The organism is Roseateles sp. GW835-FHT13E02 (assembly GCF_058794035.1).
In genome coordinates this window covers 92,480-108,009 of sequence record NZ_JBXAGJ010000001.1, presented here as the reverse complement: position 1 = coordinate 108,009, position 15,530 = coordinate 92,480, and the positions used below count along the sequence as shown (strand labels likewise).

Below are 15,530 nucleotides of genomic sequence, written 5' to 3'. Positions count from 1 at the left end.
AATGCCAAGACTTATATAAGACTTGAGTCCGCAGCCGGCGCCGCTGACTTAGAATCGGCGCCCTAATCGTTCCACTCCTTGGGCCTGAAGATGGCCGATCTGGAAATCACATGACAGCAACGCAGCCGACCATCATCTACACCCTGACCGACGAAGCCCCGCTGTTGGCGACGGCCTCGTTCCTGCCCATCGTGCAGGCCTTCACGGCGCCGGCCGGCGTTCGCGTCGAGACCAGCGACATCTCCGTGGCCGGTCGCATTCTGGGCCAGTTCCCGGAATTCCTGAGCGAAGAACAGCGCGTGCCCGACCGCCTGTCGGAGCTGGGCAAGCTGACCCTGAAGCCGGAAGCCAACATCATCAAGCTGCCCAATATCAGCGCGTCGGTGGCGCAGCTGAAGGCGGCGATCAAGGAGCTGCAAGGCAAGGGCTACCCGATCCCGGACTACCCGGAAAGCCCCAAGACCGACGAAGAGAAAGACATCCGCGCCCGCTACGGCAAGTGCATCGGCAGCGCGGTGAACCCGGTGCTGCGTGAAGGCAATTCCGACCGCCGCGCCCCCAAGGCCGTCAAGGAATACGCCCGCAAGAACCCGCACAGCATGGCCGACTGGAGCCAGGCTTCGCGCTCGCATGTCTCGCACATGCACGGCGGCGATTTCTACCATGGCGAAAAGTCCATGACCCTGGACCGCGCGCGCAACGTCAAGATGGAGCTGATCACCAAGAGCGGTCAGACCATCGTGCTCAAGCCCAAGGTGGCCCTGCTGGACCGTGAGGTCATCGACAGCATGTTCATGAGCAAGAAGGCGCTGCTGGAGTTCTACGAGAAGGAAATCGAAGACGCGCGCCAGACCGGTGTGATGTTCTCGCTGCACGTCAAGGCCACCATGATGAAGGTCTCGCACCCCATCGTGTTCGGTCACTGCGTGCGCATCTTCTACCGTGAGGCTTTCGAGAAGCACGGCAAGCTGTTCGACGAGCTGGGCATCAACGTCAACAACGGCATGGTCGATCTCTACAACAAGATCGCCACCCTGCCGCAGAGCAAGCAAGACGAGATCAAGCGCGATCTGCACGCCTGCCACGAGCACCGCCCCGAGCTGGCCATGGTCGACTCGGCCAAGGGCATCACCAATTTCCACTCGCCCAACGACATCATCGTCGACGCGTCCATGCCGGCCATGATCCGCAACGGCGGCAAGATGTGGGGCGCCGATGGCCGCCTGAAGGATGTCAAGGCCGTGATGCCGGAGTCGACCTTTGCCCGCATCTATCAGGAGATGATCAACTTCTGCAAGTGGCACGGCGCTTTCGACCCCAAGACCATGGGCACGGTGCCCAATGTCGGCCTGATGGCTCAGCAGGCCGAGGAGTACGGCTCGCACGACAAGACCTTCGAGATCCCCGAAGACGGCGTGGCCAACATCACCGATCTGGACACCGGCGAAGTGCTGATGAGCCAGAACGTGGAGCAGGGCGACATCTGGCGCATGTGCCAGTGCAAGGACGCCGCCATCCGCGACTGGGTCAAGCTGGCTGTGACTCGCGCTCGCAACTCCGGCATGCCGGTGGTGTTCTGGCTGGACGCTTACCGTCCGCACGAGGCGCAGCTGATTACCAAGGTCAAGATGTATCTGCACGAGCACAACACGGCCGGCCTGGACATCCAGATCATGAGCCAGGTTCGCGCCATGCGTTACACCCTGGAGCGCGTGATCCGCGGCCTGGACACCATCAGCGCGACCGGCAACATCCTGCGCGATTACCTGACCGACCTGTTCCCCATCATGGAACTGGGCACCTCGGCCAAGATGCTGTCCATCGTGCCGCTGATGGCCGGTGGTGGCATGTACGAAACCGGCGCCGGCGGATCGGCCCCCAAGCATGTGCAACAGCTGGTGGAAGAGAACCACCTGCGCTGGGATTCGCTGGGTGAGTTCCTGGCTCTGGCGGTCAGCCTGGAAGACCTGGGCCTGAAGAACAACAACCCCAAGGCCAAGTTGCTGGCCAAGACGCTGGATGCCGCCACGGGCCAGCTGTTGGACAACAACAAGAACCCCAGCCCCAAGACCGGCCAGCTGGACAACCGCGGCAGCCAGTTCTACCTGGCCCTGTACTGGGCCCAGGCCCTGGCGGCGCAGAACGAGGATGCCGAACTGGCCGCCAAGTTCGCGCCCCTGGCCAAGGTGCTGGCCGAGAAGGAATCGGCCATCGTCGCCGAGCTGGCTGCGGTGCAAGGCAAGCCGGCCGACATCGGCGGTTACTACAAGCCGGATATGGCCAAGCTGGCCGAAGTGATGCGCCCGAGCGCCAGCTTCAATGCCGCCTTGGCCACGGTGCTGGGCTGATCAGCCGCGGCGTCTTGAGCGCCTGAACCGCTGTCGTTTGCACCCTGCAAACGGCAGCGGCCCCGAGAGAAAGCCGGTGCCCTGCATCGGCTTTTTCATATCCCGGCTTCGTCATTGAATGCCGCTAGAATTTTTGGCTGCCTTCTACGAGAGGGCATCCCGTCCCCTTCGGAGTACCTCCTACATGTTCCAGCACATCCAGGTCCCTGCCCAGGGCGCCAAAATCACCGTCAATGCCGACCATTCGCTGAATGTGCCGGATCAGCCCATCATTCCCTTCATCGAGGGTGACGGCACGGGCGCGGACATCACGCCGGTGATGATCAAGGTGGTCGATGCCGCGGTGGCCAAGGCTTACGGCGGCCAGCGCCAGATCCAGTGGATGGAAGTGTTCGCCGGTGAGAAAGCCACCCGTGTCTACGGCCCCGATGTCTGGCTGCCGGCCGAGACCCTGGAAGTGCTGCGCGACTACGTGGTCTCCATCAAGGGCCCGCTGACCACGCCGGTCGGTGGTGGCATCCGCTCGCTGAATGTGGCGCTGCGCCAGGAGCTGGATCTCTACGTCTGCCTGCGCCCGGTGCAGTATTTCAAGGGCGTGCCCTCGCCCCTGAAGGAGCCCGAGAAGACAAATATGGTGATCTTCCGTGAGAACTCGGAAGACATCTACGCCGGCATCGAGTACGAGGCCGAAAGCGAAAAGGCCAAAAAGCTGATCAAGTTCCTGCAAGAGGAAATGGGCGTCAAGAAGATCCGCTTCCCGGAGACCTCGGGCATCGGCATCAAGCCGGTCTCGCGTGAAGGCACCGAGCGTCTGGTGCGCAAGGCCATCCAGTACGCCATCGACAACGACAAGCCCAGCGTGACCATCGTGCACAAGGGCAACATCATGAAGTACACCGAAGGTGGCTTCCGTGACTGGGCCTATGCCCTGGCGCAGAAGGAATTCGGTGCTGAGCTGATCGATGGCGGCCCCTGGTGCCGTTTCATCAGCCCCAAGAATGGCAAGCCCATCACCATCAAGGACTCGATCGCGGACGCTTTCCTGCAGCAGATCCTGCTGCGCCCGGCCGAGTATTCAGTGGTGGCCACGCTGAACCTGAATGGCGACTACATCTCCGACGCCTTGGCCGCGCAAGTCGGGGGCATCGGCATCGCCCCGGGCGCCAATATGTCGGATTCGGTCGCCTGCTTCGAGGCCACCCATGGCACCGCGCCCAAGTACGCCGGCAAGGACTATGTGAACCCGGGCAGCGAGATCCTCTCGGCCGAGATGATGCTGCGTCACCTGGGCTGGACGGAGGCAGCCGACCTGATCATCGCTTCGCTGGAAGCCGCCATCGCCAGCAAGCGGGTCACCTACGACTTCGCGCGCCTGATGGACGGCGCAGTGCAAGTGTCCTGCTCTGGCTTCGGTCAGGTCATGATCGACCATATGTGAGCTGGCGTCCCGGCCCTGGCGCCGGAGACCTGCAGCGCACAAAAAAAGGCCCGCCTCTGCGGGCCTTTTTGCTTGGGGGACTGAGCCGTGGCACATGGCCGGGCGGCGGGTCCTCTTCGCCTGGGGTCAGCGGGCTGACCGAGTGTTCAGCGTTTCGCCAGTGTTGCCACCAGCGAGCGCCAGTCTCAAGCGGCTTCGCTGAGTTCTTCCTGCGCTTGAGCGGCCGTGGAATACAGCGGGGTGATGTTCTGGGCCAGCTGGCCTTTGGGGCCTTGCACCAGCTCATAACTCACCTTGCCGCCTTGTTGCAGGGTTCGAAAACCCTCCATCTGGATGGCTGAAAAATGCGCGAACACATCTTCGCCGCCCGCTTCGGGTTCAATAAAGCCAAAGCCCTTGGCATCGTTGAACCACTTCACCGTTCCTATCGTCATAACGCCTCCGTCCCGGTGTCTATTGCACCGCGGCGGATTTTTGGCGGCGGCCTGTGCGCTGTCAATTCAGGGCCTGCCCGGATGGGGGAGACCCTTGGGTGCCTGCGTTTGATGAAAAAGCCCGGGGCGCGGGTCTAATTTCACTCTTGTTTTCTCCCCAGTCGGCGCAAGATGGATTTCGCAGGGCCAGCGGGTATCGGTGGCTCTCGATAGAATCAATCCATGCCAGATTTCCCCAGTCAACCGCCAATGCCACCCGGATTGCCGCCCGGGCGTGAAGATGCCGACGGTACGACCACTGTTGAGCGTCTGACGCAAAAAACCGAGCCGCCGCGCCTCTACCAAGTGCTGCTGCTCAACGACGACTTCACACCCATGGAGTTCGTGGTCATGGTTTTGCAGGAATATTTCCGACATGACCTGGATACGGCCACCCAGATCATGCTCAAAATCCACCACGATGGGCGTGGGGTCTGCGGCGTCTTCAGCAAGGACGTTGCGGCGACCAAGGTCGAATTGGTGCTGGCGGCCGCAAGGCGCGCCGGCCATCCTTTGCAGTGCATTATGGAGGCCGCATGATTGCGCAAGAGCTTGAAGTTAGCCTGCACATGGCGTTCGTGGAAGCACGCCAGCAGCGCCATGAGTTCATCACCGTCGAGCACTTGCTGATGGCCCTGCTGGACAACCCTTCCGCTGCCGAAGTGCTGCGCGCCTGCTCGGCCAACCTGGACGATCTGCGCAAGAGCCTGACGCAGTTCATCAAGGAAAACACCCCGACCGTGGGTGGCGCCGATGAGGTGGACACCCAGCCGACGCTGGGCTTCCAGCGCGTGATTCAGCGCGCCATCATGCATGTGCAGTCCACGGGCAGCGGCAAGAAGGAAGTGACCGGCGCCAATGTGCTGGTCGCCATCTTTGGCGAGAAGGATTCGCACGCTGTTTACTACCTGCACCAGCAGGGCGTGACGCGTCTGGACGTGGTGAATTTCATCGCCCACGGCATCAAGAAGTCCGATCCTCCTGAGCCGCCCAAGGGGCAGGAGGGCAGTGCGGGCGCCGAGACCGAGCGCGAAGAGGGCGAAGGTCAGGGCAAGGGCTCGCCGCTGGAGCAGTTCACCCAGAACCTGAATCAGCTGGCCAAGGACGGCAAGATCGATCCGCTGATCGGCCGCGAGCATGAGGTCGAGCGCGTGGTTCAGGTGCTCTGCCGCCGTCGCAAGAACAACCCGCTGCTGGTGGGCGAAGCGGGCGTGGGCAAGACGGCCATCGCCGAGGGCCTGGCCTGGCGCATCACCGAGGGCGATGTGCCCGAGGTGCTCTCCGAAGCCGTGGTGTATTCGCTGGACATGGGCGCTTTGCTGGCCGGCACCAAGTACCGCGGTGACTTCGAGCAACGTCTGAAGGCCGTGCTCAAGCAGCTGAAGGACCAGCCGCATGCCGTGCTGTTCATCGACGAGATCCACACCCTGATCGGTGCCGGTGCGGCCTCGGGCGGCACGCTGGACGCCAGCAATCTCCTCAAGCCGGCGCTGAGCTCCGGCGCGATGAAGTGCATCGGCGCCACCACCTTCAGCGAATACCGTGGCATCTTCGAGAAAGACGCGGCCCTGAGCCGTCGCTTCCAGAAGGTCGATGTGGCTGAGCCTTCGGTCGAGCAGACCATCGAGATTCTCAAGGGTCTGAAGTCGCGCTTCGAAGAGCACCACAACGTCAAGTACGCCCTGGGTGCGCTGCAGGCGGCGGCTGAGCTGTCGGCCAAGTACATCAACGACCGCCACCTGCCGGACAAGGCCATCGATGTGATCGATGAGGCCGGCGCGGCCCAGCGCATCCTGCCCAAGAGCAAGCAGAAGAAGACCATCACGCGCAGCGAGGTGGAAGACATCGTGGCCAAGATCGCGCGCATCCCGCCCGCATCCGTATCCAGCGATGACCGCAGCAAGCTCAAGAGCCTGGATCGTGATCTGAACAGCGTGGTGTTCGGCCAGGAGCCGGCCATCGATGCCCTGGCGGCCGCCATCAAGATGGCGCGCTCCGGCCTGGGCAAGCCGGACAAGCCGATCGGTTCTTTCCTGTTCAGCGGCCCGACCGGCGTGGGCAAGACCGAGGTGGCCAAGCAGCTCGCCTACATCTTGGGTATCGAGCTGATTCGCTTCGACATGTCGGAGTACATGGAGCGCCATGCGGTCAGCCGCCTGATCGGCGCGCCTCCGGGTTATGTCGGTTTCGACCAAGGCGGTCTGCTGACCGAGGCCGTGACCAAGAAGCCGCATGCGGTGCTGCTGCTCGATGAAATTGAGAAGGCCCACCCGGATGTCTTCAATGTCCTGCTGCAGGTCATGGACCATGGCTCGCTGACCGACAACAACGGGCGCAAGGCCGATTTCCGCAACATCATCATCATCATGACGACCAATGCGGGCGCCGAGGTGATGAACAAAAGCAGCATCGGTTTCATGAACTCGCGCCAGCAGGGCGATGAAATGGCCGACATCAAGCGTCTGTTCACGCCGGAGTTCCGCAACCGCCTGGACGCCATCGTGTCCTTCCGTGCGCTTGATGAGGAAATCATCATGCGCGTGGTCGACAAGTTCCTGCTGCAGCTGGAAAGCCAGCTGCAGGAGAAGAAGGTCGAGGTCACCTTCAGCGACGCGCTGCGCAAGCAGCTGGCCAAGAAGGGCTTCGATCCGTTGATGGGCGCCCGCCCCATGCAGCGGTTGATCCAGGACACCATCCGCCGCGCCTTGGCCGACGAGTTGTTGTTCGGTCGCCTGGTCGATGGCGGTCGTCTGGGAGTGGATGTCGATGGCGCTGGCGAGGTCCAGCTGGACATCCAGCCTCTGAGCAAGCCCAAGGACAACAAGCCCAAGGCGGAGCCGGCCACGGCCAGCTGAGCTTGATGATGAGGCGCCCTGAGCCGGGCGCCCGAATCACCCAAGCCCCGAGCCTGTCTCGGGGCTTTTTCTTTTTATTGGGTGTGCCGCTGTTTCGAAGCGTCAGGCCGCCGGGTCTTGCCGGAAGAAGCCGGCCAGCAGCCGGTACAGCGAAGGCTGCTCCTGGCGCAGCTCGGTGGGCGCCACAAAAAAGGCCTCCACCGCCACGGCGAAGAACTCTTCCAGGCTCTCGGCACCGTAGGGGTCGATCAGGGTGGCTTCGCCGGCATCGACGCGGGCGCAGAAGGCCTGCCACTCGGGCTCGATCACATCCAGCCAGCGCTCGCGCTCGGCCAGGCTGGGCAGGGGCGGCACGCCGTCGGCCCAACCGTCTCGCATGTCGATCACATGGGCGAACTCATGGATGACGACGTTGAAGATGCTGTCGCCGGGGTCCAGGGCGGGATCGGGGTGTGCCGCCATGGCCTGCCAGCTCAGCATCAAGGGCCCGCCTTCCATGGCTTCGCCGGCCAGCTCTTCGTCAAAGGCGTGGACGATGCCGTCTTCGTCCATCACCTCGCGCCGAGCCAGCACTTCGCTCTCATGCATGACGATGCCGACGAAGCCGTCGTACCAGGCAAGCCCCAGGCGCAGCACCGGCAGGCAGGCCTGTGCAGCGACGGCCAGGGCGACTTCATCGCTGACTTCAAAGCCGGCTGCGCCGTGGAACTCTTTGCTGTCAAGAAACAGCGAGCACAGGCGGCGCAACTCGTTCAGGTCTTCGGCGGAGCGCTGGGCGAGAAATGGGTAGCGCAGCAGGGTCAGCTGCCACAGCGGCTCGGGGATCGCCAGGCGCTCCACGGTGCGTTGCTCGCGTTGCTGGCGCCAGGCGCCGGGCAGCGCTTGCAAACGCGCGAGAACGTGGCCCAGCCAGCCCATCAGGCCAGGTCGATGCGGCGCAGGCCGGCGTGCCGCAGGCGCAGCAGGTCGCCGCGTGGCTTTGCGCCTTCGAAATCCCAGTCCGACAGCACATGGCGGCGCAGACCCGGCGCCAGCTCGTGCCGAGCCGGCCGATGGGTGTGGCCGTGGATCAGGTCGCTGCAGTTGGAGGCTTGCAGCCATTGCACGCAGGCGGCGCTGTCCAGATCAGCGTACACGCTCATCTCGGCTTGGCCGGCCTGACTGGCCTCGCGCATCTGGCGGGCCAGGGCACGGCGCTCTTCGAGCGGGCGGGCCAGGAATTCGGCCTGCCAGGCGGCGCCGCGCACCTGGGCGCGGAAGGCCTGGTAGGGTTTGTCGTCCAGGCAGAGCGCGTCACCGTGGCTGAGCAGCCAGCGTTGCCCGAAGGCGTTCAGCACCGTAGGGTCGGCCAGGGCTTGCATGCCGCAAGCGGCCAGCATGTCCGGTCCGACGAGAAAGTCGCGGTTGCCGGCCATGAAGAACAGGGCGTGGTGCTGGCTGGCCGCGTGCAGCAACTCCACGCAAGAGGCTTCGAAGTCCTGGTGCCGGGCGTCGTCACCGATCCAGACTTCAAAGATATCACCCAGCAGGAAGATCGCCTCGGCGCTGCTGTCCTGCAGATGGGCGGCCAGGGCAGCCAGGGTGGCCGGCGTGTCCGGCGAGAGGTGCAGGTCGGACAGAAAGTCCAGTCGGCGCCACTCGGCGGGCACGTCCAGCTCGGCAAAGGCCGGCAGGGCAGGGCGGGGTTCAGCCCCCGCCGCCGCTGCGGCCGGCGCTGTCGCCGCAGAAGGCGTCTCAGGCCGCAACTTCGACCGCGCGCTCGATGACCACGTTTTCCAGCGGCACATCGTCATGGAAGCCCGAGCGGCCGGTTTTGACCTTCTCGATGGCGTCAACGACTTCCTTGCCTTCGATCACGCGGCCGAACACGGCATAACCCCAGCCTTGCGAGGACTCGGACTTGAAGTTCAGGAAGCCGTTGTTGGTGGTGTTGATGAAGAACTGGGCGGTGGCCGAGTGCGGCGCGTTGGTGCGGGCCATGGCCAGGGTGTAGTGGTCGTTTTTCAGGCCGTTGTTGGCTTCATTCTGGATCTCGCCCGCCGTCGGCTTTTGCTTCATGCCGACTTCAAAGCCGCCGCCCTGGATCATGAAACCCTTGATCACGCGGTGGAACACGGTGCCGTTGTAATGGCCGTTGTTCACATAGGACAGGAAGTTGGCGACCGAGATCGGGGCCTTGACGTCGTCGAGTTCGACGCGGATCAGACCGTGGTTGGTGTGCAGTTCAACAATCTTGCTCATTTCTTGGGCTCCACAAGGGCTTTGGTGATGGTGATGGGGGTTTGCGGCAGGTTTTGGTGCGGGCCTTGGGCCGTGGTCGGCGTGGCGCGGATCTTGTCGACCACGTCCATGCCTTCGAGCACCTGGCCGAAGACGGCGTAGCCATTGCCGTCGCGCGAGTTGTCCGCGTCCAGGAAGGCGTTGTCCACGGTGTTGATGAAGAACTGCGAGGTGGCCGAGTTCGGGTCGCTGGTGCGGGCCATGGCCAGGGTGCCGCGCAGGTTCTTCAGGCCGTTGCGCGATTCCAGCGGAATCGGCGGCTTGGTCGGGCGCTGCTGCAGGTCTTTGGTGAAGCCGCCGCCCTGGATCATGAAGTTCTCGATCACGCGGTGGAAGATCAGGCCGTTGTAGTGGCCGGCCTTCACGTACTGCAGGAAATTGGCCACGGTCTTGGGCGCCTTGTCGGCATCCAGGCCGATGCGGATCTCGCCTTCGCTGGTGCTCAGGCGCACGAACACGGTCGGGTTGATTTGCGGCACGGCCGCGGCCGAGGCTGGCGTGGCCAGCGGGGCTTGGGCCTCGGCGCTGCAGACGGCCAGGGCGGCCAGCGAGAACAGGGCCAGGCGGCGGCTCAGGGACTGCACGAAATTCCTTGGCATGGGACGCATTCCTCCGGGGAACTTTGGGTCTGTGAAATGGATTGAAGCGGCGCGATTGTCGGTGCGCCGCCGGCTTCAGGCTGGCAACGCCTTCGCTCATGAAAGGTCTTGTCTATCTGGCCGCTCAGCGGCTGCGGCTTGACGCTTCCTGCAAGAGATCGTGGGTGCGCTTGAGTTTGAGCGCCAGGCTGGTCGACGGGGCGGCCATGGCCTCTTGCGCGCGCTGGTAGGCCCGCAAGGCCTGGCGCAGCAGCACATCGCCGAGGTTTTCCTGGGCCTGGGCGTGGCTGGGCTGCAGGCGCAGGGCCTGTTCCAGCTCATTGCGGGCCCGGTCCAGGTCGCCTTGGCCGGCATGGATGACGGCCAGATTGTTGTAGGGGTCGGCCAGGTCGGGGAAGTCTTCCGTCAGCTGGATGAAGATCTGCTGGGCGCTGGACAGCTGGCCCATTTCCATGCGCATCACGCCCAGGGCGAAGCGCAGCTTCAGCTCGTCAGGGGTTTGCTTCAGGGCGGCTTCCAGCGTGCCTACGGCCTGCTGGCGCTGGCCGGCCAGCCATTGGCGCTGGGCGATGTCCAGCTCGCTGGCCTGGCTCCAAGCCGGTGCCAGCAGGCCGAGGGTCAGCAGTGCGGTGAGGAGCGGCCGCCGTGCCCGCAGCCGAGGCTGCCGGCGGGGTGTTGGAAGCAGGGGGGAGGGCAGAGTTTGGTCGGGCATGGGGCGCAAGTGGGGCAGCTTGGCGGGTAAGTGCCAGGACTTGGCTGCAGAACCCTGCCGGTATACTGAGGCTCATTCTACGGCGCCCGCCCACAGTCGTCCGGCCGGCCTTCGAAGCAGTGTGAGCATCGCTTGAAGCCGAACCGGCCGCAGCCCATGCCCCCGCGCGCCTCGCAGGCTCGCCAGCCACTTTGACGTCTTTTGTCGGCTCGGCGCGTAAATCCTGGCTCAAGCACCCATGTCGTCTCTTCGCATTTACAACACGCTGACCCGCTCGGTCCAGCCTTTCGCTCCCATCGAACCCGGCCATGTGCGCATGTACGTCTGCGGCATGACGATTTACGACCTCTGCCATGTGGGCCATGCCCGCATGATGATGGCCTTCGATGTGGTGCAGCGCTGGCTCAAGGCCTCGGGCTACCGCGTGACTTATGTGCGCAACATCACCGACATCGAGGACAAGATCATCAAGCGCGCGGTCGAGCGCGGCATCAGCATCCGCGAACTGACCGACGAGATGATCGCCGCCATGCACCGCGACATCGGCGCCTTGGGCGTCGAGCGCCCGACCCATGAGCCGCGCGCCACCGATTACGTGGGCCAAATGCTGGACCTGATCGGCACGCTCGAAAACAAGGGCCTGGCCTACCGTGCCAGCAACGGCGATGTGAACTACGCTGTGCGCAAGTTCCCCGGCTACGGCAAGCTCAGCGGCAAGTCGCTGGACGATTTGCGCGCCGGCGAGCGCGTGGCCGTGGACGACGGCAAGCTCGACGCCCTGGACTTCGTGCTGTGGAAATCCGCCAAGGAGAGCGAGCCCGAGGACGCCAAATGGGCCAGCACCTACGGCCTGGGCCGCCCCGGCTGGCACATCGAATGCTCGGCCATGTCCTGCGCCTTGCTGGGTGAGCGTTTTGACATCCATGGCGGCGGCATGGATCTGCAGTTCCCGCACCACGAGAACGAAATTGCGCAGAGCGAGGGCGCGTTGGGCCACTCCTTCGTCAACGTCTGGATGCACAACGGCTTCCTGAATGTGGACAACGAGAAGATGTCCAAGAGCCTGGGCAACTTCTTCACCATCCAGGATGTGCTGAAGACCTACGACGGCGAAACCCTGCGTTACTTCATGCTGCGCACGCACTACCGCAGCCCCTTCAATTTCAGCGACGCCAACTTGGACGACGCGCGCGCCGCGCTGCGCCGTCTCTACACCGCGCTCGATGGGTTGGAGGTGCCGGAGCTGGCTGAGCTGGACTGGAGCGAGCCGCGTGCCGCGGCGTTCCGTGCGGCCATGGACGATGACTTCAACACCCCGGGCGCCCTGGCTGTGTTGTTCGAGCTGGCCAGCGAGGTGAACCGCACGCGCTCGCTGGCGGATGCGGCCTTGCTGAAGAAGCTGGCTGGCACCCTCGGTGTGCTGCAGCAGCCGCCTCGCCAGTACTTGCAGGCCGGCGCCAGCTTGGACGAAGCCGCCATTCAGGCGCAGATCGAAGCCCGCGCCGCCGCCAAGGCCGCGCGTGATTTCGCCGGTGCGGATCGCATCCGCGCCGAACTCCTGGCCGCAGGCATCGTCTTGCAGGACTCCGCCGCTGGCACCACCTGGTCGCGAGCCTGAGCGTGGTGCGCGTCAATGCAGCCGGGGTGACCCCGGACTACTGGGATGAGGCTTGCCGCCATCTCGTCAAGCGCGATCGGGTGCTGAAGAAGTTGATCCCTCAGTGGGGCGAAGCCCGCCTGCAGAGCCGGGCCGATGCCTTCACCACCCTTGCCCGCTCCATCATCGGCCAGCAGATTTCGGCCAAGTCGGCCCAGGCGTCCTGGGAGAAGTTCGTGGCCTTGCTGCCCGGCAATGCCGCCAAGATTCAGCCGGCCGCCTTGCTGGCGCAGCCCACCGAGTCGCTGCGCGGCGCGGGTCTGTCGGCCCGCAAGATCGAGTACCTGCGCGATCTGGCCCAGCATTTCGAGGACGGCCAGGTCCATGTCAAGCAATGGACGCAGATGGACGACGAGGCCATCATCGACGAGCTGGTGGCCATCCGTGGCATCGGCCGCTGGACGGCCGAGATGTTCCTGATCTTCCACCTGACGCGGCCCAATGTGCTGCCGCTGGACGATCCGCGCTTGATCAAGGGCATCAGCGATCTGTACTTTTCCGGCGAGCCGGTGTCGCGGGCCGAGGCGCGCGAGCTGGGTGATGCCTGGGCGCCTTACCGCTCGGTGGCCACATGGTACATTTGGCGCAGCCTCGATCCGGCCCCGGTGCAGCCCTGATTCGCCCGTCTCCCGCCTCCCGTAAAATGGCGGCTTGAGTCGTCTCCGGACCCTCCTCACTGACACGAAATCGCAGGATGAGCAAAAAACATTTTCTCGAGTTCGAGCAGCCCATTGCGGAGCTGGAAACCAAGATCGAAGAGCTGCGCTATGTGCAAAGCGAATCGGCGGTGGACATCTCCGAAGAGATCGACCGGCTCTCCAAGAAGAGCCTGCAGCTGACCAAGGACGTTTATGCCAACGTCGAGCCCTGGCAGGTCTACCAGATCGCCCGGCACCCGCAGCGCCCCCAGACCCTGGACTACTGCGCCGAGGTCTTCACCGAGTTTCAGGAACTGCACGGCGATCGTCATTTCGCCGATGACGCGGCCATCGTCGGCGGCTTGGCCCGTTTCAATGGCCAGGCCTGCATGGTGATCGGCCACCAGCGTGGCGCCGATTCGAAAGAGCGCGCACTGCGCAATTTCGGCATGCCGCGCCCCGAGGGCTATCGCAAGGCCCTGCGTTTGATGAAGCTGGCCGAGAAGTTCGGCCTGCCGGTCTTCACCATGATCGACACCATGGGCGCCTACCCCGGCATCGGTGCTGAGGAGCGCGGTCAGTCGGAAGCGATCGGCCGCAACATCTTCGAGATGGCCCAGCTGGAAGTGCCCATCATCGCCACCGTGATCGGCGAAGGTGGTTCGGGCGGCGCCCTGGCCATCGGTGTGGCCGATCAGGTGCTGATGCTGCAGTTCTCGGCCTATTCGGTGATCTCGCCGGAAGGTTGCGCCTCCATTCTGTGGAAGTCGGCCGAGCGCGCCTCGGAAGCCGCCAGCGCCCTGGGCATCACCGCCCACCGCCTGAAGGCCATGGGCCTGGTGGACAAGATCGTCAACGAGCCGGTCGGCGGCGCCCATCGCGACAACAAGCAGATGGCCTCCAACCTCAAGCGCGCCCTCAGCGACGCCCTGCGCCAGGTCAGCGACCTCAAGCCCAAGGAGCTGCTGGACCGCCGTTACGAGCGTCTGCAGGCCTATGGCCGCTTTGGCGACACCAAGAGCCGCTGATCCCTCCGCGGATCGCGAACACCGGGCCCCGAGGGGCCCGTTTTTCATGGGCGATGTGTGGCCGTGCTGAATCCCAAGCAGTCTGTCGATCCGGCCCGGCCCCGGCGCGTGGCCGTGGCCTTCAGCGGCGGCCGTGATTCGACGGCCTTGCTTCACTGCGTGGCGCGCCAGGCCCAGGTACTGAATCGCACGCTGGAGGCGCCTGTGCAGGTGCTGGCCCTCCATGTCCACCACGGTCTGAGCTCGCAAGCCGATGCCTGGGTGCAGCACGGGCAAACGCTGTGCCGGGAATGGGCGGCACAAGGCCTGCCGGTCGAGTTCCTTCACCGCCGCTTGGCCGGCGAGCCTGCTGCGGGACAGAGCATCGAAGCCTGGGCGCGCGAGGGGCGCTACGCCGCCTTGGCCGCGATGGCGATCGAGACCGGCGCCACGCTCATCCTCATGGCCCACCAACGGCGCGATCAGGCCGAAACCCTGCTGCTGCAAGCCCTGCGCGGCGGTGGCGTGGCTGGCTTGGCGGGCATGCCGCGCTTGCAGCAGCGAGCGGGGCACAGTGGCCTGGTTTGGGCCCGACCCTGGTTGCAGCAGGGCCGCGAAGCCATCGAGGCCTACGTCGAAGCGCAGGGCCTGAGCTATGTCGAGGACGAGAGCAACAGCGACCCACGTTACAGCCGCAACCGCCTGCGCTTGCAGGTCTGGCCGGCGCTGGCGGAGGCTTTTCCTGCGGCCGAGCGCAGCCTGGCTCTGGGTGCGCAGTGGGCCCAGCAGGCGCTGGCCTTGCAGCGCGAGATGGCCGAGCAGGACCTGCCGGGCTTGCTCGGTCCGCAAGGCCTGCATCTGCCCGGCTTGCGAGCGCTCAGCCCGGCGCGTGCCAGCAATGCCTTGCGGGCCTGGCTGCATCAGCAAACCGGGCAGGTCGCGTCTGCACGTCGTGTCACCGAGCTGCTGGCGCGCGAGGACGTGGAATCGACCCTCAGCTGGCCCTGCGGCCCCGGTGTCTTGCACCTTTACCGTGAGCATCTGAGCTGGCAGCCTGCGCTGCAGGCGGGAGCGCCGGTCGGTGAGGCGAAGCTGCTCGATTTGAGCCGGCCGGGCGTCTATCCGCAGCCCGATTGGGGCGGTGCCTGGGAGGTCGTGGCGGCGAGTGATGGCGGTGTGCTGGCCGCATGCCTGGCCCAGGTCTGCATGCGGGCTCGGCAGGGCGGCGAGCAGTTTCAACGCCAGCCGCGCGCGGTGGCGCGCGGTCTCAAGAAGGCCTACCAGAGCGCGGCGCTGCCGGCCTGGCATCGCGAGGGGCCGCTCTTGCTGCGGGCCGATACCCAGCAAGTTTTGTTCGCGCCGGGCCTGGGTTTGGATGCCCGCAGCTGGGCCCCGCCGGGGGTGCCGCAGCTACAGCTTCGCTGGCTTCGTCTGGGTGAGAGTGAGCCTCCGCCGGATGCGTAAGCCGGCTCCCGCAGGCCCGGGGGAGGGCGTCATATTGCTGCAATGCAGCAGCTAGAATC

The 15,530-nt window shown here is 64.7% G+C and carries 14 protein-coding genes; 8 read left to right on the top strand and 6 right to left on the bottom strand.

The window, feature by feature from the left end; translation table 11 throughout:
• Window positions 1–110: 110 nt before the first annotated feature.
• Entirely contained in the window at window positions 111–2,348 is a 2,238-nt protein-coding gene (locus AC1Q6P_RS00445; protein WP_171825977.1) for an NADP-dependent isocitrate dehydrogenase, read from the top strand.
• A 184-nt stretch (window positions 2,349–2,532) separates the two neighbouring features.
• Complete coding sequence (gene icd / locus AC1Q6P_RS00440; RefSeq protein ID WP_102767170.1) at window positions 2,533–3,786, top strand: NADP-dependent isocitrate dehydrogenase; 1,254 nt, start codon at window positions 2,533–2,535, stop codon at window positions 3,784–3,786.
• 185 nt (window positions 3,787–3,971) lie between these two features.
• Here the strand turns inward: icd and AC1Q6P_RS00435 are convergent, their stop codons facing one another.
• On the bottom strand, window positions 3,972–4,220 hold the full coding sequence (locus AC1Q6P_RS00435; protein ID WP_102767169.1) for a cold-shock protein: 249 nt from the start codon (window positions 4,218–4,220) through the stop codon (window positions 3,972–3,974).
• A gap of 222 nt (window positions 4,221–4,442) precedes the next feature.
• Here AC1Q6P_RS00435 and clpS point away from each other — a divergent pair, with 222 nt between their 5' ends.
• Window positions 4,443–4,799: an ATP-dependent Clp protease adapter ClpS gene (gene clpS, locus AC1Q6P_RS00430; RefSeq protein ID WP_171825978.1), complete on the top strand. Its 357-nt coding sequence runs from the start codon at window positions 4,443–4,445 to the stop codon at window positions 4,797–4,799.
• The gene (clpA, locus tag AC1Q6P_RS00425) at window positions 4,796–7,114 is read left to right on the top strand and encodes an ATP-dependent Clp protease ATP-binding subunit ClpA (RefSeq protein WP_102767167.1); all 2,319 of its coding nucleotides are present in this window, start codon (window positions 4,796–4,798) and stop codon (window positions 7,112–7,114) included. Before clpS ends, clpA begins: the two co-directional genes overlap by 4 nt.
• A 102-nt stretch (window positions 7,115–7,216) precedes the next feature.
• On the opposite strand, the gene AC1Q6P_RS00420 is transcribed toward clpA, so the two are convergent.
• From AC1Q6P_RS00420 to AC1Q6P_RS00400, 5 genes are all read right to left on the bottom strand, one after another.
• A complete protein-coding gene (locus AC1Q6P_RS00420) occupies window positions 7,217–8,032 on the bottom strand; it encodes a M90 family metallopeptidase (RefSeq protein ID WP_492663881.1) in 816 nt (271 codons plus the stop codon).
• Window positions 8,032–8,763, bottom strand: coding sequence for a UDP-2,3-diacylglucosamine diphosphatase (locus AC1Q6P_RS00415; RefSeq protein WP_492663880.1), 732 nt, complete (start codon window positions 8,761–8,763; stop codon window positions 8,032–8,034). The genes AC1Q6P_RS00420 and AC1Q6P_RS00415 overlap by 1 nt, the downstream gene beginning before the upstream one ends.
• 85 nt (window positions 8,764–8,848) lie before the next feature.
• Window positions 8,849–9,355, bottom strand: a complete 507-nt coding sequence (locus AC1Q6P_RS00410) for a peptidylprolyl isomerase (RefSeq protein WP_271009826.1) — start codon at window positions 9,353–9,355, stop codon at window positions 8,849–8,851.
• Window positions 9,352–9,993 (bottom strand): peptidylprolyl isomerase, encoded by a 642-nt coding sequence (locus AC1Q6P_RS00405; RefSeq protein WP_102767163.1) that lies wholly within the window; start codon window positions 9,991–9,993, stop codon window positions 9,352–9,354. The genes AC1Q6P_RS00410 and AC1Q6P_RS00405 overlap by 4 nt, the downstream gene beginning before the upstream one ends.
• 124 nt (window positions 9,994–10,117) lie before the next feature.
• Window positions 10,118–10,705, bottom strand: coding sequence for a tetratricopeptide repeat protein (locus tag AC1Q6P_RS00400; protein WP_492663879.1), 588 nt, complete (start codon window positions 10,703–10,705; stop codon window positions 10,118–10,120).
• 238 nt (window positions 10,706–10,943) lie between these two features.
• Between AC1Q6P_RS00400 and cysS the strand changes: the two genes are divergently transcribed.
• The 4 genes from cysS (at window position 10,944) to tilS (ending at window position 15,471) form a co-directional block, all read left to right on the top strand.
• Window positions 10,944–12,323: a cysteine--tRNA ligase gene (gene cysS, locus AC1Q6P_RS00395; RefSeq protein WP_492663878.1), complete on the top strand. Its 1,380-nt coding sequence runs from the start codon at window positions 10,944–10,946 to the stop codon at window positions 12,321–12,323.
• Window positions 12,324–12,325: 2 nt separating this feature from the next.
• Window positions 12,326–12,979, top strand: coding sequence for a DNA-3-methyladenine glycosylase family protein (locus AC1Q6P_RS00390; protein ID WP_492663877.1), 654 nt, complete (start codon window positions 12,326–12,328; stop codon window positions 12,977–12,979).
• Window positions 12,980–13,056: 77 nt separating this feature from the next.
• Window positions 13,057–14,028 (top strand): acetyl-CoA carboxylase carboxyltransferase subunit alpha, encoded by a 972-nt coding sequence (locus tag AC1Q6P_RS00385; protein WP_102767159.1) that lies wholly within the window; start codon window positions 13,057–13,059, stop codon window positions 14,026–14,028.
• Between the two features lie 63 nt (window positions 14,029–14,091).
• The gene (gene tilS, locus AC1Q6P_RS00380) at window positions 14,092–15,471 is read left to right on the top strand and encodes a tRNA lysidine(34) synthetase TilS (RefSeq protein ID WP_492663876.1); all 1,380 of its coding nucleotides are present in this window, start codon (window positions 14,092–14,094) and stop codon (window positions 15,469–15,471) included.
• Window positions 15,472–15,530: the final 59 nt, after the last annotated feature.